A 22,529-nucleotide genomic window follows, 5' to 3' on the forward strand; every position below is an offset into this window, starting at 1 on the left:
TGGAAAGAGGAGGTGGATAGGTGTTTGAAAAATATGACATTGGTCATGCTGGAGAATAGACAGGGGTATGGCGAAAGGCTGGCCGCTTTTATCAGCCGGCAGACAGATTCACCCTTCAATGTTCATTTGTATCTTGAACATCCGATCGGGGATGAGCAATGGGAAAAGGCAGATGTAGTTTTGATGACTTCTTCATTGATGGATTTGTATGGGGAAAAAGTGAGCAATGAAAAGGTCATTCTATTGGATGAAGAGGGGAGACAGGCAGAGGGAGAGAATGAATATGTGTATAAGTATCAGTCGGCAGTAAAGATTTACGGGGAAATTTTGAAATGCTGCGCAGATAAGGGAAATGCAGTTGTGCCTATGGGAAGCAAAGGAAGAAAGTGGATGCTGACAGGTATTTATATGCCTGTCAGCAGTGAGAAGAGGGTCAGAAGTGTATTGGAATTTTGCAGAAAAGAGGGAGAAAATCAGAAGGTTTTGTATTTGAATCTGGAACCTGTGACATGTTTTACTGATTTATTGGAGAGTGGTGGCAGAAAAGAAGGAATATCGGAGATGATTTATTATGTGAAGCAGCGGCAGGATAATCTGGGAACCAGATTGGGGATGATGGTAACCAGAGCCGAATTTGATTATTTGATGCCGTCTGCGAATCCGGCGGAAATCGAGGAATTAAATGCTGAAGACTGGCAGTTTTGCCTTGAACAGCTGTACCAGGGCACTGTATATGATCAGGTGATTTTTGATTTTGGGGCGATGCTGCCGCCGGCGGTCTTGCTTGAGGCCGGAGATAGATGGATTATTGCCGGAGATGAGACAGAATGGGAAGAAAAACTGACGGAAAGATTTATTTCTATTGTCAGTAGGATGACAGAGGGCAGTTTTGAAGAAAGAGTTTTGAAGATCAGGGAGGTGGTGCCATGAGGGAATTCCAGGTGATGAAGCAGGAGCTTCAGGAGATGGTACATCAGAGGCTGGATATGAGTACGGAATTATCAGATGAGGCGATCGGAGATGTGATTGATGAAGTGATTATGGAAAAAAGCAGGAATATGTACATGAGCTCAGTGACAAAACTAACCCTCAGACAGGAATTATTTAATGCCATCCGGAGACTGGATCTGCTTCAAGAACTAATTGATGACAAATCTGTATCGGAGATTATGGTAAATGGTGCAGATTCTATATTTTATGAACGCAATGGCAAAATATATACATGGGACAGACACTTTGAATCCAGGGAAAAGCTGGAAGATGTAATCCAGCAGATTGTTTCAAGATCCAACAGACAGGTGAATGAATCCGTACCGATTGTGGATGCCCGTCTGAGTGACGGATCCAGAGTAAATGTTGTATTAGATCCTGTGGCATTAAACGGTCCGATCCTGACTATCAGAAAGTTCCCGGAAGAGGCCATTACGATGGAAAAGCTCATTGAGTGGGAATCATTAAGTCAGGAGGCGGCAGATTATCTGAAGATTCTTGTTCAGGCCGGCTACAATATTTTTATCAGCGGCGCCACAAGTACCGGAAAGACGACATTTTTAAATGTGCTGGCAGATTATATTCCGAAGACGGAAAGAGTGATCACGATTGAGGATTCTGCAGAGCTTCAGCTCCATGACATAGCCAATCTGGTTCGGATGGAGGTGCGTCAGGCGGATGCAGAGGGAGTCAGCAGTGTGACACTCAGAGACTTGATCAAAGCCAGTCTTCGAATGCGTCCCGACAGAATTATTGTAGGGGAAGTGCGCGGACCGGAGGCACTGGATATGATCCAGAGTATGAATACAGGTCATGACGGATCTCTTTCCACCGGTCATGCGAATTCACCGGAGGATATGCTGTCGCGTATCGAAACAATGATCCTGATGGGTTCGGATATGCCGCTGCCTGCCATACGCAAACAGATTGCTTCATCCATTGATATTATCATTCAGCTGGGGCGCCTGCGTGACAGATCCAGGCGTGTGACGGAGATTACAGAGGTACTTTCCTGTGATCAGAATGGCTATGTGCTGAACAAGCTTTTTCAGTTCAACGAGAGGGATGATCTGCTGAGAGAAACAAGTGTTTACGGCAATGCCCCGGAGAAAGTCCGCGGCGGTCTTGACAGAACCGGTTATCGTTTGATGAACAGGAGAAAACTTCGGGCGGCGGCACTGGAATCACCGGAGATCTGATGATGGATAAGAATAGAAAAATATTGCTGATGGATATTCTGCAGGGGGCTGTTGTCATTTTTCTGGTGGGTTGGCTGTGCTATAGAAATCTGATTGCTTCTTTGGCGGGAATGGTCGTGCTGCCGATTTTTATCAGATTTAAGGCAAAAAAGAGGGTTAATCAGAGACAGACAAGGTTATGGAAAGAATTTAAGGATGTAACCGCCATGATGTACAGCAGCACGGCGGCAGGAGGAACACTGGAAAAAGCACTCCGGGACGTGCGAAAGGATATGCTTGTATCTGCCGGTCGTTATCAGGTTCTGCTGCCGGAATTTGAAAAGATATGTATTCAGCTGGACCGGAATATTTCAGTAGAAACAGTGCTCAATGATTTTGCAGATCGCTGCAATGACAAAGATATTTTATATTTTGTAAAAATTTTGAATATCGCCAGAAAGAGCGGCGGAGCGCTGTCAGATATTATCAGACATACGTCAGATACGATGAATCTTCGGATGGAGATCAATTCAGAAATTGATACACTGCTGGCAGGGAAAAAAGGAGAATGGAAAGTCATGCTGATCGTACCGCCGGCAATTCTGATTTATATGAATTTGTGCTCTGCGGATTATATGTCAGTGCTTTATACAACATTAACCGGAAGAATTCTAATGACGGCGGCACTGGTATTATATGGTATTGCCATGTTGATCGGTTATAAAATTCTGGATATACAGGTATGAGGGGGTGCCTTATGGGGTGGTTTTTGTTCGGCAGTATTTTCCTGTGCATTGTTTTGCTGCCGGTATTTCTGGCGGAACGATGGTGCAGAAGACATAAAGCAAAAAAATATTTTCCTGTACCGAAGGGAATGGGGTGGCTTCAGATGGTGGCTGTATGGATGCTGTACCATCTGCCGGAATCTGTAAAAGAATCCCGGTGGCTGACCGGATATGCCGGTGAAGCAGCCGGAAAGCTGTATCCCGGGATCAGAAAAGAAAAATTTTGCCGCAGACATGCGATAGAAAAGATTATGCTCTTTTATGGTTGTGTCCTCTTTGCCTTCTTTTTTTTAACTTTGTATCGTTTATCGGACCGTGTGCCGGAATTGGTCGATAATGTGATTGAAAGGGAAGATGCAAGGGGAGAGATCCGGGATGTTGCTGTGGAGGCTGAGATAGAATCGGTGGAGGGGACACAGAAACTGACGCTGAACGTTGCACCAAGAAAGTATTCAAAGTCAGAGCAGGAAGCACTGCTTCAAAAAGTCATTGCATACATTGATCAGGTGCTTCCCGGGGAAAATACAGATTTGAGCCATGTGGAGACAAATCTGGTATTTCCGGAGCAGTTTCCGGGAGAGAATATAACGATAGAGTGGGCCACTGATGATTATAATCTGATCAATCAGGATGGTACACTTGGTGATATGACAGAAATTTCTCTGCCGGTTCAGACGAAAGTGACAGCAGAAATTCGATACGGGGATGAAGTCCTGAAGGAATATGAGAAGGATATCTGTATTGTCTCGGTGAAAAAGACGGAACAGGAGAAGCTTCAGGATGATCTTCAGGAAGCTTTGAAATCAGCAGATAAGCAATCAGAGGAAAAGCTTCAGCTCATCCTGCCGGATTCGGTGAGCGGACATGCTGTAACATGGCACTACCAGGTTCATTCTCAGATGCCGCTGCTGATTCTGATTAGCATCATTGCTGTAATTTGTCTCATGCTTTATCAAGAGGAGCGGCTGAAGGCGCAATTAAAACAGCGTACAGAACAATTGCTTCATGATTATCCGGGATTTGTCTACCGTATGGTCCTGATGCTTGGTGCCGGCATGACATCAAGAAGAAGCTGGTATCAGCTGATGGAGGATTATGAGAAAGAAGGCGGAGGGCAGGAAAAGTGGCTGTATAAGGAGCTCAGATATGCCCATATTCAGATGCAGTCCGGTGTTCCGGAGATACAGGCTTATATTGAATTTGGAAAACGTACGGAGCTGCATCAGTATATCAAATTTATGCAGCTGCTGACACAGTATATACGCCGGGGAAGCAGAGGGATGGAGGGGTTAATGCTTCAGGAGGCTGAGGAAGCGGAAAAACAGAGAAGAGATTTTGCAAAGCAAATGGGGGAAATGGCAGGAACAAAGCTTTTGCTGCCAATGATCTTATTGTTGGTGATTGTGCTGATGATTGTAATGGTACCTGCATTTTTGTCAATGTAGGTTAAGGGGAGGAATGAGTATGATGTCATTGTGGAGAAGGTTTTATTATGAGGAGACAGCAGTTGGCGTTGTTGAGATTATTCTTATTCTGGTTGTTTTGATCAGTCTGGTTGTTATTTTTAAAAAGCAGCTGACGAGCATTGTTAATAATATTTTCAAGAAAATTACAACTGAGAGTAATAAGATATAATGCGCCGAGGCGTCATTACGGTTTATCTCAGCCTGGTCTTTATACTGTTAGTTTCATTGCTTCTGGTACTTTTAGAGTCGTCACGGGTGTACACTATTGGTACGATGAGTGAACGGTATGCGAATATGGCAGCTGAGATGGTTTTTGCCGGATATGTACAGCCGCTTGCCGAGCAGTATGATCTGTTGGCAGTAGATATGGGGAACGGGCAGCAGAAGCTGGAAGATTTTGAAAAATATTTAAAGCTGAATCTGGAAAATGAAGGCAATAACCATCGGGCAATGGGGATGTACGGACAGGTGAAAATGGACGGCATCAGTAATATCTGTACACTGCAGGATCATCATTGGAAATCCTTAAAAAGTCAGGCGGCAGATTATGAGAAAATGGCGGCTGTGTCAAAAGGAATTGATAAAATGCAGGATGTGATAGGGCAGCTTAAGAATTCGGGGATCAATGAGAAGACAGAAGATTATATGAATGATCTTGAGTCAAAGGGGGAAGAGATGGATGCCGCTGAAAGCGAAATGGAAGAGAATGAATCAGAGGCAGAGAATTTAGAAGGAGAAGAAGCAGAAGAGCCTGAGATGGAGGATCCGAGGAAGGGGATTACGGGCTGGCTGAAAACAGGGGTTTTGAATCTGGTTATGGATGGCATGGAAGTCTCCGGAAGGCGGATCGATACATCCGGATGTTCATGGCAGACATCCCGGACAAAAAGTTTTGAACCCATGGAAGACTTTGATGATTATAGCAATGTAACAGATTATATGGAAGATCAGGGGCTTTTATCCCAGATTCAGGACGGCATTGAAGATCAGGAAGAAAATCTGCTTCTTAATCTCTACATAAATGACAAATTTTCATCAATGGCGGGCAACGGTCAGTCTGATGGAGATCAGAGTCATACGGTTTTAAAGTATGAGTATGAATATATTTTGTATGGAAAAGACAGTGACCGCGAGAATCTTGAAAATGCAGTGATGTCCATCTGTACCCTTCGGACTTTTCTGAATTTGATTTATGTCTACACCAGTCCGGCTAAAAATGCCGAACTGCAAAAGGCAATCAAGTCCATGAAGCTGTTGGAAAAAGTACCTGTTGCCGGTGAGGTAATCAAATTGCTGATTATGGCCTGCTGGTCAGCTGCGGAAGCTGTTGTAGATTGTGCAGGGCTGGCGGAGGGAGGTAAAGTACCTCTTATAAAAAGCAAAAGCAGCTGTAATCTTTCGATGGACGATCTGCAGGGCATTGCAAAGGGAGGAAAACGAGCGGCAGATTATTTCCATGATTCAGGCAAAGGACTGGATTATAACCAATATCTGATGATTTTTATGTTTCTTACGCCTTCAGGAAAAAAGATGGGCAGGATGAGTCAGCTGATTGAGTGCAATGTTCGTCTTGTGAAGGGGTATGAAGATTTTTCACTGGCAAGATGTGCAGTGCAGGCGGAATTTTCAGGAACTGTGAAAATAGGGAGCAAATTTTATGGCCATCCTAGGAAGGTGCAGCATGACTTTGATGTGGTGTACGGCTACTGACAACCGATAGGATGAATGCAGGATTGATGGGAAGGAGGCGGAGAAAAATGTCCTTTTTTTACCGGTCACACACAGGAAAAATATTTGGAAGAAAGGTCGGTTCAAAAATTTATGATGCAGTAATATATGCGATCCCAACCCTTTTAAAAAGCATTATAACGCGGACTTGTCGGAAAAATATTTTTTATAAAAATGATGATAAGGCAATCGGAGAAGCAGATATCAGTAAAAGAAGGACATTTTTCTCCGTCCCCTTTTCAGGCAGTCTGACTGTTGAAGCAGCACTTGTTATGCCGATTTTTCTGGGAGCTGTATTGCTGCTGACGGGGATATTTCAGACACTGGAAGTTTATGAGCAGGTCAATAGTTATTTGTGTAGCACAGGTCGGAAATTGGCAGCCTACAGTGAAGCTGCTGATGGCGTTGACAGTGGGGATCTGTACAAGTTATTTTATGCAGATCTTCGGAACAGCGGTATAGAGAGTGATGATATTGTTGGCGGTATGGCAGGACTGGTGCCTGTTATGACAAAAGAATCTGATCTTGTAAAGATTAAGGTAACCTATTTTATAAAGTCCGGAGGATTTTTCGGATTGTCCAGGAATATCAGGATAACGGACAGTGTGTACGTTCGCCCCTGGTTGGGAGCTTCACCGGGAAGAAACAAAAAAGATTCAGACAATCAACAGTCAAAAATAGTATATGTAGCAGAAAATGGTGTTGTTTATCACCAGAGTGAAAGCTGCAGTTACCTGAAACTTTCGATTCGTCAATGCAGACAAGAGGATATACAGGCATTGAGAAATAAGTATGGTGCAAAATATGTTCAATGTGAACGCTGCGGAAAGCATGCAGCTGGAAATGAAACCGTTTATATAACGGATACGGGAAGAGCATGGCATACGGATCGCACATGCAGCGGACTGAAGCGGAAACTTCAGACGATGACGCAGGATGAGGCAGAAGAAAAAGGATTAGGATCCTGTTCGCGCTGCGGTTAACATTGAGGAGGTGAGAGAATGTTTATTATAAAAAGATTTTTGTTAAAAGGTTTTTTGCTGCTGACCTATCCGGTTATTGCGGATCTGCGCAAAAGAAAATTTTATGTCTGGCCTGTGATAGCCATGAGTATTTTGATGGCTGTTATACAGTTGTTTAATAAAGACACAAAGTTTATAGATATATTGACAGGATGTATACCGGGAGTGGTAGTATGGCTGTTCAGCCGATGGTCGGAAGGTGCCATTGGAGAAGGAGATGCATTTGTCATCGGTGGACTTGGTATGGTGATCGGGTGGCGGATGGTCTGTTCTGTCTGCTTTACAGCCTGCCTGTTGTGTGCAAGTGTCGCTGTTTATCTCCTTTTAGGAAGGAAAGACGGCAAAAGAATGGAATTACCCTTTATGCCTTTTCTGGCTGTAGCCTATTTGATGAACTACTGGTAAATAGGAAAGATTTCCTGGTTTTACGGGAAGGTGATGCGGTGAACAGACAATATAAGGGAAGCATGACGGTTGAAGCAGCGGTTGTTGTGCCTATGGTTATTTTTATCCTGGCAGCTGTTATTTATTTGTGCTTTTTCCTTCATGACCGGGCTGTTCTGCAAAGCTACAGTTTGAGGCAGGCAGAAAGCACAGCATGGGAAAAAGAAATAAAGGGCAGGCCGCCGGTTTTCATGGTTGGATTTCATGAGAAAAAGACAGATGGAAAGTGGCTGACAAATGCGCTGGATGTACTTGGAAGCAGAAAGCGCGTCAATGTATCTGTATCAGGCTCAATGAAAACAAGGGGAGCGGAAATGGTGACAGGGGGAAAATGGCAGTTAGAGAAGGAGATGTGTGCGGTGCGGGTCAATTATACTCAGGATAGGCTGGTGACAGTGATTTTGAGGAAGGGGAAGAAATAGAATCAGATGGATGTATCGTATAGCAGAGATGCTTTTCGGACGTATATGGTGATAGACGGTTCTCTGGGAGAGGGCGTGGAGGATACAGAAAAATTGTTGGCCAATCAGCATTCCTCTGCACTTTTGCCCTTTCATGAACAGCAATTAAATGAGCAGAAAAAATACTACTATGATGTCAGCGGTAAAATTGAATTTAAAAGCTATGTGGAACATCAGTCGGTGGGACAGGAGGCAGTGAAACAGCTGATTGTATTTATTTTGGAGTTGTACCGGACTATGGAAGAATATCTTTTGGATCCGGATGCCGTCTTATTGGAAGCTGAATATCTGTACATGGATATGGCTGAAAATACGTTGTCTGCAGCCTGCATTCCCGGGAGAAAAGAAAATTTTAACACGCAGTTAAAGCTTCTGGCATCCTGGCTTCTGGAGAATGCGGATCATACAGACCGTGAAGGTGTGCTGCTTGTTTATGATTTTTATAAGATTGTTCAGCGGCCGGATTTTTTGCCGGTACATCTTCAGAAGTTTGAATCGAAGAAGGTGCAGAAGCTGCAAGCAAGAGAAATCAGAAAGGAGAGCGTTGAGACGAAGGCAGTTGAGCAAACTGTAGAGCAGGATCCGTTTGTTATTCAGATCGATACCAGTCAGGGAAAAGAGAAAAAAGATAAAAAAGAAAAGAAGGAAAAACGGGAAAAAAGGAAGGAAACAGTGTCTGAGAAGGAACAGGAGCCCGGTAAATGGTTTATCGTTGCGGCAGCAGGTTTTCTGCTGATGATTGCCGGCGGATATAAAGTCGGACTGATCGAAAAATTGTTAGGTTATGCGGGGGCAGCAATCCCTCCGGAGTATGCTGCCGGTGGTCTGGCGGCAGTGATTGTTCTGGTCACCGTTATTTATTACATATATTCAGCGTTAAGAAGGAAAAAGGGCAGTATTCAAAAATCGAAAGAAAAACCAAAAGTAAAAGCTTATAAGCAAAATGTCTATAACTACAGAGATGTTGAGGCAGAAAAAGAAAGTTGTTTTACAGAGGAGAAAACAGTTGTATTGTCTGGAACAGAGGGCAGTGTCCGTCTGATCAGCATGAACAAACATGCGGCACCGGATTTGATATTAACGGAGTTTCCATGTACTGTCGGGAGTGCGAAGGAGAGGGGGCAGCATACAATTTCTGTGGAGGGAATCAGCAGAAAGCATGCTGTATTTGAAAAGAGATCGGACGGTGTTTATCTGATGGATCTTCATTCTACCAATGGAACAAAGGTGAATGGGGAGTTTCTGGAAGATGATGAGCAAAGGCGTCTGATGGCAGAAGACATAATAGAATTTGCAAGTGTCCGTTTTATGTATTGTCAGTAAAGGGATATGTGTTGAAAATTTTGGGAGCAAGAGGTATAAGAATGGGAAAAAATTTTATAAAAACAATGGGAACATCATTACTTGCGGGGTTGATCTGTTTGTCCTGTACAACATCGGTCTTTGCACAGTCAGCGGGAGATATGAAGTCAGCGGAGCGGGATGCGCTGGGGAATGGAGATGTTATTGATACGGCGAAAAAAGGGTCGCTGTCCATTTATAAATATGATATGACAGCAGCAGAGGCAGCAGGTGCCTATACCGAGGGTGAACATACGGCAACAGGAGAGGCAGATGATACCCTTCAGCAGAAAATGGCGCCTTATGCTGTAGAGGGTGTTGAATTTACCTATCTGCGCTGCGGTGATATTGAAACTTACAGTTATGATGGCGGGAAAACGGTGAAAGTAGTCTATGAGATACCGGAGGATTTAAGAGGGTTACTGCAGCTGGAGACAGCGGATGCGGTGAATATGAAGGATCCGAAGAATGCCAATCCATGTGAGCACACCGGTGTATGGCATTATACAAGCCAGCAGTTAAGTGATGCATTGAAAATGGCTCTTGATAAGGATGACGTGAAGATGAAAAGTGAATTGGAAGCGTATGCAGCTTCTTCAGAGCAGGCCGTTGCGATGACGATGACAGACAAAAACGGTCATACATCTGCTGCAGATCTGTCGGTAGGATTATACCTGTTGGTGGAGACAAAGGTACCTGAACAGATTGTGGCATCCTGCAATCCATGGTTCATTTCACTGCCATTTACCAATCAGAGCGGGAATTGGAACAGTGAGGAAGGCGGACAGAAGTGGTTGTATGACATGACCTGTTATCCAAAGAATCAGTCGGGCAATCCCACATTGGATAAGCTTGTGAGACAGTCGCAGAATAATGGCGGAGATGCTCTGTACAATTCAACAGAATCTGCATCTGAAGGTGATGTACTGGATTATATCCTGATCTCTAAGCTGCCGCATATCACAAGCCGGGCAACATGGCTGACAGAATATTCCTTCAGAGATGTGCTGTCCAAAGGGTTAACCTATAATCAGGATGTGAAAATCGCCCTGTACCATGATGCAGAAGCGGCAAAAAGTAATTTATTAAAGAAAGCGGATGCGGTATGGACCGGAGATATGTTTTCTCAGAATTATCGAAAAGATACAAAAACAGGTGATACGATCATGGATGTGGATCTCACGGATCAGGGACTGGCAGCCATTAATGACAGTCAGAATGGATTTTCAGATTACTACATGGTCGTGTATTACACTGTTAAAGTCAATTCTGATGCGACAGCGGTCCTGGGTGACAGCGGCAATCCAAACGATGCGGCTCTGACATGGAGACGTACATCTCAGAATTTTAGTAATACATTGGAGGACAAATGCGTGGTTTATACCTTCGGATTAAATCTGAAGAAGATTTTTTCTGATGAGAAGGGAGATGCAGCCAAGGTCCAGTTCAGACTTTACAACAAAACAGATGATTGCTATGTGACTGCCAAAGAGGCCGAGCAGGGTGTTTATTATGTCACAGGAAAGACTGCAGAGAAGGAAGAAGCGGCCATCTTCAGACCATCGTCAAAGGGTATATTAACGGTGAACGGTATTGAGGGGGATATCTATCAGCTGACAGAAATCGCAACAGACAATGGCTATAGTTTATTGAAGGATTCCGTTACCATTGAAATTACCAGTACCACAGAGACGATTATTCCTTCAGTGGCCGGTACAACGGGACTTGAAGCGGATACAGAAGCGGGCAGAGCCATCAATCAGCGTTATGCAGGCGGTATTGCAGATGCAACGGGAGCAAATGTGTCAGAAAGCAAAGGTACCCAGCAGGTTGAGACAGCCAATGGCCGTACCATTGGAAAAACAGGTCTGTATGAAGGTGAGAAAGTAAGCGCGGCTGCCAAGGTGGATGGTATCGATTCATCAATGAGTGAAATGACAGGTTCGGCTAATGCACGGGTGGACATCAGTATTCTGAACAACAAATCCTTCCTGCTGCCGCAGACAGGCGGAAGAGGCCTGTACTTTGCTACGATTTTAGGAGCAGCAGCTGTGGCAGTCGGTTTGACATTAACAAGAAAAAGAAGAAAAGATGTCTGATATAGAGAAATGAGTAAATTTCGGAAAAAAGTCAGGGCAGTGATTCCGATGATTGTGGTCATTGCGGGTATCGTGCTGATGCTGTATCCCTATATCAGTGAATATTTCTTTGAAAACAGAGTAGATTCAGAGATTATGGCTTACAAAGAGTGTATAAACAAAACGGTGGATCAGCAATATCAAAGGATGCTGGAACAGGCAGAGGAATATAACAGCTATTTGCAGAAGTCTCAGATGCAGCTGACAGATCCTTTTGCGAACACAGGGGGGACGGAGGAGCAACCTGTTTATGAATCGCTGCTTCGGGTGGATGATTCAGGGATTATAGGATATGTGGAGATACCGACAATTGGTGTGAAGCTGCCGGTTTATCAGGGGACATCCGCCGGTGATCTGGAGAGAGGGGTGGGCCATTTAAAAGGGTCATCCCTCCCTGTGGGAGGAAAGGGAACACATGCTGTTTTGACGGGACATACAGGCTTAAGTCAGGCAAAGCTTTTGTCAGATCTGACGGAGATGAAAGAGGGCGATGTGTTTTATATCTATGTCCTGGGCAGACAGCTTGCCTATGAGGTTTATGCAACAAGTGTTGTTTTGCCGGAGGATACAGAGCAGCTTCGGATTGATAAGGACAAAGATCTTGTAACGATTGTAACCTGTACACCGTATGGCATCAATACCCACCGTTTGTTTGTGCATGGAAAGCGCATACCATTTAGCGAACCGCAGTATCAGAAGGAATTGTCAAAGACTCCGGTGACTTTGAATTCCAGATGGAGAAGTGCTTATGGCAGAGCACTGCTTGCAGGCGGCATGTTTGCAGTTTGTCTGATTGTACTGTTGGTATTGGACATACGCAAAATCATAGGGGTGACGCTTGTGATCATTGGGTGCATCACATTTATGTCGCCGGAGATTGTTCAGGAGTACTATCAGATCAGGACAAAGGCGACACTTAAGATGTATGATGAGCAGCAGAATGTTTATGAGGACAAAACTGAAGATATGCTTTATCAGAGAATGCTGGCCTATAATCAGTTTATTTTTGAAGATAAACAGACTGTGATGAATGATCCATGGGACGATATCGATGGTTCCTTTGGAATGGAGGATCTATCGGAAAAGGTGATCGGATATGTCGATGTGCCGGCTTTAAATCAGGTGTTTCCTATTTATTTTGGTGCAACAACAGAACATATGTCAGAGGGAGTTGCGGTTATGAGCGGATCCTCTATGCCCATAGGAGGAGATAATACAAATTGTGTATTGGCAGGGCACAGGGGGTATAACCAGAGAAAAACATTCTTTAAAGAGATAGAGAACCTGGTTGAGGGAGATGTCATTTATATAACCAATCAGTGGGAGAAGCTTCAGTATCGGGTAACCAAAATTGATATTGTGGATCCGGACAATTTTGAAGCGGTCAGAATACAGTCGGGGAAGGATATGCTGACATTATTGACGTGTCATCCTTATAGATCTCACGGAAGATACAGATATCTGGTTTACTGCATAAGAACAGAAGATGGACAGTGTCGTGAAGAGAATAAAAGTCGGGAAGAGAAGCAGATCGATTATATCGCTGCATCGGATGGCCGGATCTATCCGTCTTCAAAACAGGATATACAGCGTGAGAGAGCATTCAGGCTATGGTGTGCAGCTGTTATATTGCTGGTCATCATTGTGCCTGGTTTCAAAAGTCGGAGAAGGAGATATAAGGCAGAGGGTGATGAAAATTGAAAATGGAGAAGGTATTATCTGTGGTTTTGCTGTTGGGATTGTTTGTGGGAGTGGGGACTCATGCAGTAATAGCCTCCACAGTACAGGATGCACAGAGTGAGTCTGTGACATCAGAGGATGAAAATGTTTTGGTAGAAACAGACAGTGCCGGCCTGGATGATGAAATTTATGTGTATGATGGGGAAACATTTTATGAAGATGGTGTGTCACCTTATACGAGAGTTGCAGCAGGGAAGATTAATTATACCTATTGGGCCATTCACGGGGGAGCAGACTTTGGAGATATTCTGGAAGATGGACGAAATCTGGATCATCTGGGAATTATTATGCTTAAGACAGGAAAAAACTGGAAAACGGCATATTGCATCCATCACAATGCCAATCTGCAGGGTGGTCATAATTATGCAGATGTGGAATCCTATCTGACTGATACTGAGAAGAAAGAGTTAACCGGACTGGCACTGTATAATGGCTTCAAGTTTGACGGATGGACGCCGGATGATGATACAGTTCCGGATGATGCGGATAAAGGAAAATATACGGCAACACAGGTGATGGTATGGATTATAGAAAAAGGTTGGTATACGTATGACAAAAATAACTGTTCCTTTATAATTCAATCAAAGGCTGTCAGTGTAGCAAAGACAATTTGTGCAAAATCTGATCAAAGTCCGTCGGGAAGTTCATACAACTATTTTAATCAGTTGTATGCAGCCATGCAGAAACATGATCAGATGCCGTCATTTGTTAATCCCGGCGCATCAAAGGCCCAGACAAAAAATATGGGGTATGACTTTAGTAAAAAACAGTATCGTCTGGTGATTACAGATGAAAATCATATATTGTCAGAATGCAGTATATCAGGTGCACCGGATGGGTTAAAAGTCCAGAAAAACGGCAATCAACTGGTATTGACCTCATCGGTACCCTTGAATCAGGCAGTGACATTGAAAATCGAGAAACAAAGTTTTCAGCCGGAGACAGCAATTACCATCTGGTCAGATCAGGATGACAAAAGTTATCAGCAGATAGGGACGTATGCGGAACCGAATATTTCGATATTGACAGGCTATCTGAAGATAACCACCGCTTTGTCTCAGGTTTCTGCTGAAAAAGTATGGGAGGACAATCATAATAAAAATCAAAAAAGGCCGGAGCAGATAGAACTTAAACTTTATCGGGGTTCTAAAAAGCATGAAAAGGCATCGCTGGTTCAAACAATCACGTTGAATGAAAAGAACAACTGGAAAACAGCGGTTAGTAATCTTCCTGCATTTGATGCGTCCGGTAATCGTATTTTTTACACGATGGAAGAAAAGAAAGTCAATGGATATGAAGGAAGTGTTCAGGAGAAATGTTCGGATGAGTATCATTGGCAGTATATTTTTAAGAATACAGAAAATACAGGCAGTTTAAAATTATTCAAGAAATCATCGAATCCGGAACTGACAGAAGGAAATGAGTGTTATAGTCTGGAAGGGGCTGAATATGGTGTATATGAAGATGAAGCATGCACCAAATCTGTGGGAAAATTAGTCACTGATCAAAACGGTAATACTAATGTACTGGCGGAGCTGAGAGAAGGAACTTACTATGTAAAAGAGACAAAAAGACCGAAGGGCTATAAGCTGGATGAGAATATATATGAGACCAGGGTGCTTCGAGGAGATGAAAAAATGCTGGAATTGACAGATGTTCCGGTTTTCAGCTCTTTGATCTGGCAGGTTGAAAAGCTGGCGGCAGATGAAATCAGCGATCCGAAACGTTTTCCGTTGACAGGAACAGAATTTACGATTGATTTTTATCCGGAATATGGAGCTGTTGATATGGATAAAAAGAAACCTGCCAGAAGCTGGGTGGTACAGGTAACTGAGAGCATATCAGAGGGAAAAATCATGTACCACACATCTCTGAAAGAGGAAAATCTCATAAAAGCAAAGAGTGATCCTCTGTTTATGGACAAGAATGGCAGCAATGTGATGCCATTAGGGACAGTGATGATCCGGGAGACGGCACCGGCGTCGGATTATAAGCTGGAGGGGTATGTGACGGACAATGAAGGCAGAATCATATCAGAAAACCCGACAGAAGCGACTGTAATAGAAGTTAAAGACGACAACGGAGAGGCAGTACTGATGGGGATGGATGGTATAAGCTATAAAAATTCTGTCTGGAAAGTCTATAATAAATTATATCCATGCAGCATTCAGATTATCAAATCAGATGCAGTCAGACAGCCATTATCAGGTGTATGGTTTGCATTGCTGGATGAAGATCAAAATCAGATCGCAGAAGGGAAGACGGATCAAAAGGGAAAGTTGATTTTCGATCATCTTTTGCCTGGAAGGTATCAGCTGATAGAAATAAAAACAACGGATGGACAGCAACTTTTAAAGGAGCCGGCAGATATTCTGCTGCCCCTTGAATTGACGGAGGAAGAAATAAAAAGCGGAAAAATAGATAAGATGCAATGCGTTTATGATGAAAAGGCAAAGGTTTATAAAGTGTACGACAGAGTCTATGAAATTGGCAATTCAGGCGGTTTTGTTTTGCCAATGACCGGCGGGACAGAAAAATTATCGGATTATTTTGTTCTGTTGGCGGGGCTTGCATGTTTTAGTCTGGCTGCTGTCTGGCTGATCCGTAAAAAAGAAAAATTCGGTCACCACTCATTCGACAATATCCCCTGAATATGGTATGATGCTTCTATATCTGAAATAAAATCAAGTTTTAAATTTTTTGGAGGAGAAGATGCAGCAATATTATAGCGGGGACAGGAGAAATGGGCTGTGGCAGATGTCGCCGGTGAATACAATCATCATTGTTATCAATGTTGTCGTGTTTGCGGTTTTGACTTTTCTTGGAGATACGACGGATGTTCAATTTATGTATCATCATGGGGCAAATTTCTGGCCGTCAGTTATTGAGGAACATGAGTATTACAGACTGCTGACATGTACGTTTATTCATTTTGGCATCAGCCATTTACTTAATAATATGCTGGTTCTGGCATATATCGGAGACAATCTGGAGCGTGCACTTGGTAAGGTGAAATATTTGGTCCTTTATCTGGCGGCAGGTATTGGCTCGAGTGCTGTTTCAGCAGTCTGGAGTATGTTTAAAGATGAATATAGTGTTTCCGGCGGTGCTTCAGGCGCAATTTTCGGTGTTGTTGGGGCTTTGCTTGTTATTGTCATAAAAAACAGAGGTCAGCTGGAAGATCTCAGCAGTCGGCAGTTGATGTTTTTTGCGGGATTTTCCATTTATCATGGTGTAACAAGTGCAGGGATTGACAATATGGCGCATATTAGCGGATTTTTAATCGGTGCATTACTTGGCGGACTTCTCTACAGGAGAAAGAGATACTGGAAGCAGAATTCGAAAGGTACAGCCGTGACCTGGTGATGTCTCCAGGGACAAATGTCCATGGTGAGCAGAGATGATAGATTGAACAATAGCTAGTCCGAGCCCGGTACCGCCTTTTTTGTAGGAGACAAAGGGTTCAAAAATGTGAGCCTGCTGTTCAGGGGTCATACCTGTTCCGTCATCACTGACAGAAAGAATGATATGTGTGCTGTTGAAAGAGGCAGAAAGTGTGACATGGCCGCCGGGGCGGGCGGCTTCAGAGGCATTTTTTAACAGGTTGATCATTGCCTGACGAATCAGCGGAAGATCAGCGCGAATTAAGGGCAGATCCGGTTCGATATGAAGAAAAAGTTCTACTTTCTGAGAGTGGAACACCGGAAGAAAAGATGCATAGAGTTCATCAAGCAGCGGCTGTATGCGGCAGGGAATAAGCTGAGGCTGATGAGATGTACGGTCATAGCTCAGCAGACGCTGAATATTGGAAAGATCATTTCGAATTTCTATGAAATCAGGATCTTTCTTTAAAAATGGATGTTTAGAGGCAAGCAGTTGGAGTCTGCTTGAAAGCAGAGTCAGAGAATTGTTGATTTCATGGCGCAGGGAAGCGCTGCTGTTGGGTGTATAATGGGTCATTATGTAACCTCCTTTGTAAACGAATAGTGAAATAAGCATCTCCTATAATTATTAAAAAGGTTGTTTTCACTTTTTTGTGACAGAAAATCAAAAAAAGACTGTTAAGATTGTGGAGTCGTGGTAAAATGGAGATTAAGAAAATGAAATATACAAAAGATCAGCAGGAGGTAGTCGAAATGACAGATAAAGATTGTATTTTTTGTAAAATAGCAGGCGGGAATATTCCATCATTAACGGTGTATGAAGATGAACAGTTCAGAGTGATTCTGGATCTTTCACCGGCAACAAAAGGCCATGCATTAATACTGCCAAAGCAGCATTATGCCAATATTTTTGAAATTGATGAGCATGTTTTGAAAGATTTGATTGTGCTTGCTAAGAAAGTAGCCACAGCGATGAAGGAAACGTTAAACTGCGATGGGGTGAACATTGTACAGAATAATGGAGAAGTAGCAGGACAGACTGTGTTCCATTTTCATATGCACATTATTCCGAGATATAAAGATGATGGACAGGTGATCGGATGGAATCCGCAGGAATCTGATCCTGAAGTGCAGGCTCAGCTGGCAGCAAAGATTGGACAGGCATTAAAATAAAACTTATTATAATTAAAGCAAAAGCACGACAGAGAAAATGAATCATAGAAAGATTCTTTGTCGTGCTTTTGCTTTAAGTTGTTACTGGTTTAATGAGATGCCAGCTGATCAATTAAATCGGCAATAATCGGAATCGCCTGATTCTGATGACTGGCAGCCATAGCTTTCTGATACTTCTCATGATCTTTGTAAACCTGATGAATGGTATCAAGAAGCTTCTGGTTGGTGATGTCTTCTTCCTGAAGGAGCATACTGAATCCCTGTTTCTGGAATGATTTTGCATTCAGGATCTGATCTCCTCTGCTGGCAGCAGCAGAGAGAGGAATGAGGATGTTTGGCTTGCGAAGAGCGAGAATTTCGCAGATTGCATTGGCACCTGCACGGGAAATGATAAGATCGGCAGCAGCCAGCAGGTCACGAAGTTCTTCTTTGATGAATTCATATTGTACATAACCGGTGACATCATTCAGTTTCTCCTCCGTCTTGCCTTTGCCGCACAGATGGATAATTTGGAAATCCTTTAATAATTCAGGCAACACGGCACGGATGGCTTCATTGACAGCGACAGCGCCAAGACTGCCGCCCATGATCAGAATGACGGGTTTATCATCAGTAAAACCGCAGAAGTCCAGTCCGTGCCGGCGATTGCCTTCAAAGAGCTCACTTCGGATCGGAGAACCTGAGAGAACCGCTTTATCCGATGGCAGATATTTGAGCGTTTCGGGGAAGTTGCAGCAAACTTTGGATGCAACAGGGATACACAGCTTATTGGCTAATCCCGGTGTCATATCGGATTCATGGATGATGACAGGAATCTTCAGAGCATGTGCAGCACGTACCACCGGAACAGCTACGAAACCGCCTTTGGAGAAAATAACATCAGGATGAATCTTTTTTAGGCGGGAACGTGCTTCAAAATAACCCTTGATGATACGAAAAGGATCTGTAAAGTTCTTCAGATCAAAATAACGGCGGAGCTTGCCGGTGGCAATGCCATAGTAAGGTGTACCTGTTTCAATGATCATACCTTTCTCCATACCTTCATAGGATCCGATATAGGAGATATCGTAGCCGCGCTTTCTAAGTTCAGGCATCAGCGCGATATTAGGCGTCACATGACCGGCTGTTCCACCGCCCGTTAAAACTATTTTTTTCATGATTCACGGCTCCTTTGCAATGATGAATAAATGGAATTATGCCTGGTGACTTGCTTTGTAGGCTTTCAGCGCCTGGGCCAGCTGATCAGGACATGATGTGCCGCGATTGCCGCAATTGATGCCTTCAAGAGTCTTGATAACATCATCAACGCTGCGTCCGACAACGAGGCGTGCGACACCCTGGGTATTGCCCATGCATCCGCCAACGAATTCACAACTTGTTACAATATTGTTCTCAACTTCAAAATCGATTTCACGGGAACATGTTTTGCTTGTAGCGTATTTCATAGTTATTGACCTCTCTTTAATCATTTAATGTATTTTTTAATTGGCTTCTAATGCATTATATCAGATAATGCCATAAAATCAAAGCAGTCTTTGCAGTTTTTGAGAGGAGGGATTGTCCCCTTGACTTCCGTGGCTTTCATAGTAAAATAAGGATTGAAAGTTTTATGAAGAAGATAAATTTTGGAGGATTATATAAGAATATGTTAGGTATTATCGGAGCAATGGATCAGGAAGTAAGTATCCTGAAAGAAAAGATGGAAGTGAAAAAAATTGACATAAAGGCTTCTATGGAATTTCATGTGGGAACATTAAAGGGCAAGGATGTTGTGATTGTTAAATGTGGCGTGGGCAAGGTGAACGCAGCTGTTTGCACGCAGATCCTTGCAGATTGTTATGATGTAGAGGCTGTGATCAATACAGGTGTGGCCGGCAGTTTAAGAGCAGAAATCAATATTGGAGATATCGTTGTATCTACAGATGCCCTTCAGCATGATATGGATGCAACCGGCTTTGGCTATGAGCCGGCTGAGATTCCTTTGATGGGCAAGAAGACTTTTGAGGCGGATGCGAAGCTGCGCAGCTTGATCGCAGAGACATGTCGTGAAGTGAATCCGGAAATCGGTGTATTTGAAGGCCGCGTTGTCAGCGGCGATCAGTTTGTTTCAGATGGCAATGTCAAGGCAAGACTGGTTAAGATGTTTGATCCATATTGCACAGAGATGGAAGGTGCAGCTATTGCGCAGACCGCATGGCTGAATCAGATTCCATTTGTTATCATCAGAGCGATTTCTGACAAGGCAGATGGCAGTGCACAGATGGATTATTCTGAGTTTGAGGCAAAAGCAATCGAGCATACAGTGAAACTGGTGGAAGCAGCAGCGGCCAAGCTTGCCTAGAACAGTGGCAGATCAGGCATAGGATTTAGCATAATCTGAGCTAAAATGAGAACGGACGACAGGAAAGTCATGCTATAGGGCATCATATAGTATCAGCCGTCATATTTCTTCGAAGAATTTAGAGTGGCAAAGAACAGGATATTGATTATAATTAAGTGCAAATAATAAAGAAAGGGGCACTTGATTATGAAAGAATGGATGATTTCACAGGGATGGCCATTGTATGTCATGTTGGGGATGACAGTATTCGGCATGATTGGCAGTATATTGAGCCGGATATTTTATGGAAAACTGGCAAAAGAGGCACAGCTGTGCGGCACATCGGATTATCCGATGCTGCATTATATCCGGCAGAAATACAGCAGTTATTATAAGTTAGGTATGCGTCCGGTGAATGCAGATGCGTTGGTCAGGCGTTATCTTGCACTACATAGAGTAGGTTTACTGTCTCTTTACAGCTGGCCGGGAATCCGCAGATTGATGATGGGGGCAATTTTGATGGTTGGCCTTATCAATGGTCTTTATCAGTATCAGACAACAATGCAGGCAGCATCTTTGATTACAGATATCGGTGTGAGTCTTATTTTGTCATTGGGGTTGTGGATGACAGGCCAATTGTTGAGTGTGCAGAGATTGAAAGTCATTACGGAGAATGCAATTTGCGATTACCTTGAAAATTATCTGAAGAGCAAGCTGGATGGGGAGTATGGCTATGGCAGGCAGATAGAGACGCCGGATCATTATGCGCGGGCATTAAAAGAAACTGCGGCATCGAGGCCGGGGGGAGGAATACGTTCTAAGTCCGTACGAAGAATGGAATCAGAGCGGTTCAACAGTGAAGTGGATGCCAAGATTGTTGAAGATGTACTCAAGGAGTTCCTGTGCTGAAAAAATGGGTTAAATTCTTGATAAACAGCGCCTGATTTGGTATGATGAATGCAGGACTAAAATAAATCAGATATAGATAAAAGTGGAGGAATTAAAATGGCAAACAGAGTTACATTTGATTATTCAAAGACTGCCGGATATATTAGTGAAGGTGAGATAACATCTATGAAACGGATTACAGAGGATGCGAAGAAATTGCTTCTGAGCCGTGAGGGTGAAGGTAATGATTTCCTTGGATGGATCGACCTCCCGGTTGATTATGACAAGGAAGAATTTGAACGTATTCAGAAGGCAGCTGCAAAGATCCAGAGTGATTCAGATGTTCTGATTGTTATCGGCATCGGCGGTTCGTATCTTGGTGCAAGAGCTGCCAATGAATTCCTTGGACATAATTTCTATAATATCATTCCAAAGTCCATGAGAAAGACACCGGAGATTTATTACTGCGGCAATAATTTAAGCAGTGCATATATCAAAGGGCTGATGGATGTGATTGGCGACAGAGATTTCTCTATCAATATGATCTCCAAATCCGGCACAACAACTGAACCTGCAGTTGCTTTCCGTGTTTTCAAGAAGATACTTGAAGAAAAATACGGCAAGGAAGAAGCAGCAAAGAGAATCTATTGTACCACAGATAAAGCCAGAGGCGCACTGAAGAGCCTTGCAACAGAAGAAGGATATGAATCCTTTGTCGTTCCCGATGATGTGGGCGGACGTTTTTCTGTTCTGACTGCAGTGGGTCTGCTTCCAATCGCAGTCAGCGGTGCGGATATTGAGCAGTTGATGGCAGGTGCTGCATCTATGAGAAAGATTTGTCTTGAGAATGCTTTCGAAGAGAATGATGCACTTCAGTATGCTGCTGTTAGAAATATTCTTCTGAGAAAAGGCAAGAGCATTGAGATCACAGCCAGCTATGAGCCATCTGTTCAGTATATCGGTGAATGGTGGAAACAGTTATATGGAGAAAGTGAAGGCAAGGATTTGAAGGGAATCTTCCCGGCATCTGTGACATTGACTGCAGATCTGCATTCTATGGGACAGTTTATTCAGGATGGCTCACGTCTGATGTTTGAGACAGTGCTTTCTGTTGAGGATCCGGGAGCGGAAATCATTATAGAGAAAGAAGACATAGATCTGGATGGACTTAATTATCTGGCAGGCAAGTCTGTAGACTTTATTAATAAGAGTGCGATGAATGGTACGATTTTAGCACATACAGATGGACAGGTACCGAACCTGATGGTGAAGATACCGGCACAGAATGAATTTTATCTTGGTGAATTATTCTATTTCTATGAATTTGCCTGCGGTGTCAGTGGTTATATTCTTGGGGTTAATCCATTTAACCAGCCTGGTGTTGAAAGCTACAAGAAGAATATGTTTGCATTGCTGGGCAAGCCGGGTTATGAGGATATGACAGAAGCTTTATTAAAGAGATTATAAATCAT

At 43.4% G+C, this 22,529-nt stretch carries 21 protein-coding genes; 18 read left to right on the top strand and 3 right to left on the bottom strand.

The genetic code is table 11. The features are described 5' to 3' along the window. Positions 1-24 precede the first annotated feature (24 nt). From HED67_RS05000 to HED67_RS05065, 14 genes are all read left to right on the top strand, one after another. Positions 25-930, top strand: a complete 906-nt coding sequence (locus HED67_RS05000) for a P-loop NTPase family protein (RefSeq protein WP_221717703.1) — start codon at positions 25-27, stop codon at positions 928-930. Continuing rightward, complete coding sequence (locus tag HED67_RS05005) at positions 927-2,189, top strand: CpaF family protein (RefSeq protein ID WP_178441556.1); 1,263 nt, start codon at positions 927-929, stop codon at positions 2,187-2,189. The genes HED67_RS05000 and HED67_RS05005 overlap by 4 nt, the downstream gene beginning before the upstream one ends. Before the next feature lie 2 nt (positions 2,190-2,191). After that, positions 2,192-2,914 carry a type II secretion system F family protein gene (locus tag HED67_RS05010; RefSeq protein ID WP_221717704.1) on the top strand — a complete coding sequence of 241 codons (723 nt, stop codon included), beginning with the start codon at positions 2,192-2,194 and terminating at the stop codon, positions 2,912-2,914. Positions 2,915-2,925: 11 nt separating this feature from the next. After that, the gene (locus HED67_RS05015; protein WP_221717705.1) at positions 2,926-4,398 is read left to right on the top strand and encodes a type II secretion system F family protein; all 1,473 of its coding nucleotides are present in this window, start codon (positions 2,926-2,928) and stop codon (positions 4,396-4,398) included. Positions 4,399-4,417: 19 nt separating this feature from the next. Next, complete coding sequence (locus tag HED67_RS05020) at positions 4,418-4,588, top strand: Flp1 family type IVb pilin (RefSeq protein ID WP_246612106.1); 171 nt, start codon at positions 4,418-4,420, stop codon at positions 4,586-4,588. Positions 4,589-4,674: 86 nt separating this feature from the next. Beyond that, on the top strand, positions 4,675-6,129 hold the full coding sequence (locus tag HED67_RS05025) for a DUF5702 domain-containing protein (RefSeq protein WP_221717706.1): 1,455 nt from the start codon (positions 4,675-4,677) through the stop codon (positions 6,127-6,129). A 47-nt stretch (positions 6,130-6,176) separates the two neighbouring features. Then, complete coding sequence (locus HED67_RS05030) at positions 6,177-7,130, top strand: TadE family protein (protein WP_221717707.1); 954 nt, start codon at positions 6,177-6,179, stop codon at positions 7,128-7,130. Between the two features lie 18 nt (positions 7,131-7,148). Next, positions 7,149-7,574: a prepilin peptidase gene (locus HED67_RS05035; RefSeq protein WP_221717708.1), complete on the top strand. Its 426-nt coding sequence runs from the start codon at positions 7,149-7,151 to the stop codon at positions 7,572-7,574. A 38-nt stretch (positions 7,575-7,612) separates the two neighbouring features. Next, entirely contained in the window at positions 7,613-8,035 is a 423-nt protein-coding gene (locus HED67_RS05040) for a TadE family protein (RefSeq protein ID WP_178441550.1), read from the top strand. A gap of 6 nt (positions 8,036-8,041) precedes the next feature. Then, entirely contained in the window at positions 8,042-9,397 is a 1,356-nt protein-coding gene (locus tag HED67_RS05045) for a DUF6382 domain-containing protein (protein ID WP_221717709.1), read from the top strand. Positions 9,398-9,438: 41 nt separating this feature from the next. Continuing rightward, positions 9,439-11,514 carry a SpaH/EbpB family LPXTG-anchored major pilin gene (locus tag HED67_RS05050; RefSeq protein ID WP_221717710.1) on the top strand — a complete coding sequence of 692 codons (2,076 nt, stop codon included), beginning with the start codon at positions 9,439-9,441 and terminating at the stop codon, positions 11,512-11,514. 9 nt (positions 11,515-11,523) lie between these two features. Further along, positions 11,524-13,254 (top strand): class C sortase, encoded by a 1,731-nt coding sequence (locus HED67_RS05055; RefSeq protein ID WP_221717711.1) that lies wholly within the window; start codon positions 11,524-11,526, stop codon positions 13,252-13,254. A gap of 2 nt (positions 13,255-13,256) precedes the next feature. After that, on the top strand, positions 13,257-15,944 hold the full coding sequence (locus tag HED67_RS05060; RefSeq protein WP_221717712.1) for a SpaA isopeptide-forming pilin-related protein: 2,688 nt from the start codon (positions 13,257-13,259) through the stop codon (positions 15,942-15,944). 61 nt (positions 15,945-16,005) lie between these two features. Further along, positions 16,006-16,659, top strand: coding sequence for a rhomboid family intramembrane serine protease (locus HED67_RS05065; RefSeq protein ID WP_221717713.1), 654 nt, complete (start codon positions 16,006-16,008; stop codon positions 16,657-16,659). On the opposite strand, the gene HED67_RS05070 is transcribed toward HED67_RS05065, so the two are convergent. Next, positions 16,585-17,253: a sensor histidine kinase gene (locus tag HED67_RS05070; protein ID WP_178441544.1), complete on the bottom strand. Its 669-nt coding sequence runs from the start codon at positions 17,251-17,253 to the stop codon at positions 16,585-16,587. The two genes, HED67_RS05065 and HED67_RS05070, sit on opposite strands and share 75 nt — an antisense overlap. 176 nt (positions 17,254-17,429) lie before the next feature. Here HED67_RS05070 and HED67_RS05075 point away from each other — a divergent pair, with 176 nt between their 5' ends. Then, on the top strand, positions 17,430-17,849 hold the full coding sequence (locus tag HED67_RS05075; RefSeq protein WP_221717744.1) for an HIT family protein: 420 nt from the start codon (positions 17,430-17,432) through the stop codon (positions 17,847-17,849). 89 nt (positions 17,850-17,938) lie between these two features. Here the strand turns inward: HED67_RS05075 and HED67_RS05080 are convergent, their stop codons facing one another. Next, the gene (locus tag HED67_RS05080; protein WP_221717714.1) at positions 17,939-19,006 is read right to left on the bottom strand and encodes an undecaprenyldiphospho-muramoylpentapeptide beta-N-acetylglucosaminyltransferase; all 1,068 of its coding nucleotides are present in this window, start codon (positions 19,004-19,006) and stop codon (positions 17,939-17,941) included. A 36-nt stretch (positions 19,007-19,042) separates the two neighbouring features. Further along, positions 19,043-19,294, bottom strand: a complete 252-nt coding sequence (locus HED67_RS05085; RefSeq protein ID WP_178441542.1) for a TIGR03905 family TSCPD domain-containing protein — start codon at positions 19,292-19,294, stop codon at positions 19,043-19,045. A 200-nt stretch (positions 19,295-19,494) separates the two neighbouring features. Between HED67_RS05085 and HED67_RS05090 the strand changes: the two genes are divergently transcribed. The 3 genes from HED67_RS05090 to HED67_RS05100 all read left to right on the top strand — a co-directional run bounded on the left by HED67_RS05090 (position 19,495) and on the right by HED67_RS05100 (position 22,524). Further along, positions 19,495-20,190 carry a 5'-methylthioadenosine/adenosylhomocysteine nucleosidase gene (locus tag HED67_RS05090; RefSeq protein WP_221717745.1) on the top strand — a complete coding sequence of 232 codons (696 nt, stop codon included), beginning with the start codon at positions 19,495-19,497 and terminating at the stop codon, positions 20,188-20,190. Between the two features lie 186 nt (positions 20,191-20,376). Beyond that, positions 20,377-21,078, top strand: coding sequence for a hypothetical protein (locus HED67_RS05095; RefSeq protein WP_178441541.1), 702 nt, complete (start codon positions 20,377-20,379; stop codon positions 21,076-21,078). 96 nt (positions 21,079-21,174) lie between these two features. Further along, on the top strand, positions 21,175-22,524 hold the full coding sequence (locus tag HED67_RS05100) for a glucose-6-phosphate isomerase (RefSeq protein ID WP_221717715.1): 1,350 nt from the start codon (positions 21,175-21,177) through the stop codon (positions 22,522-22,524). Positions 22,525-22,529 lie beyond the last annotated feature (5 nt).

It is taken from the genome of Pseudocoprococcus catus, assembly GCF_019734885.1.
GTDB lineage: Bacteria > Bacillota > Clostridia > Lachnospirales > Lachnospiraceae > Coprococcus_A > Coprococcus_A catus.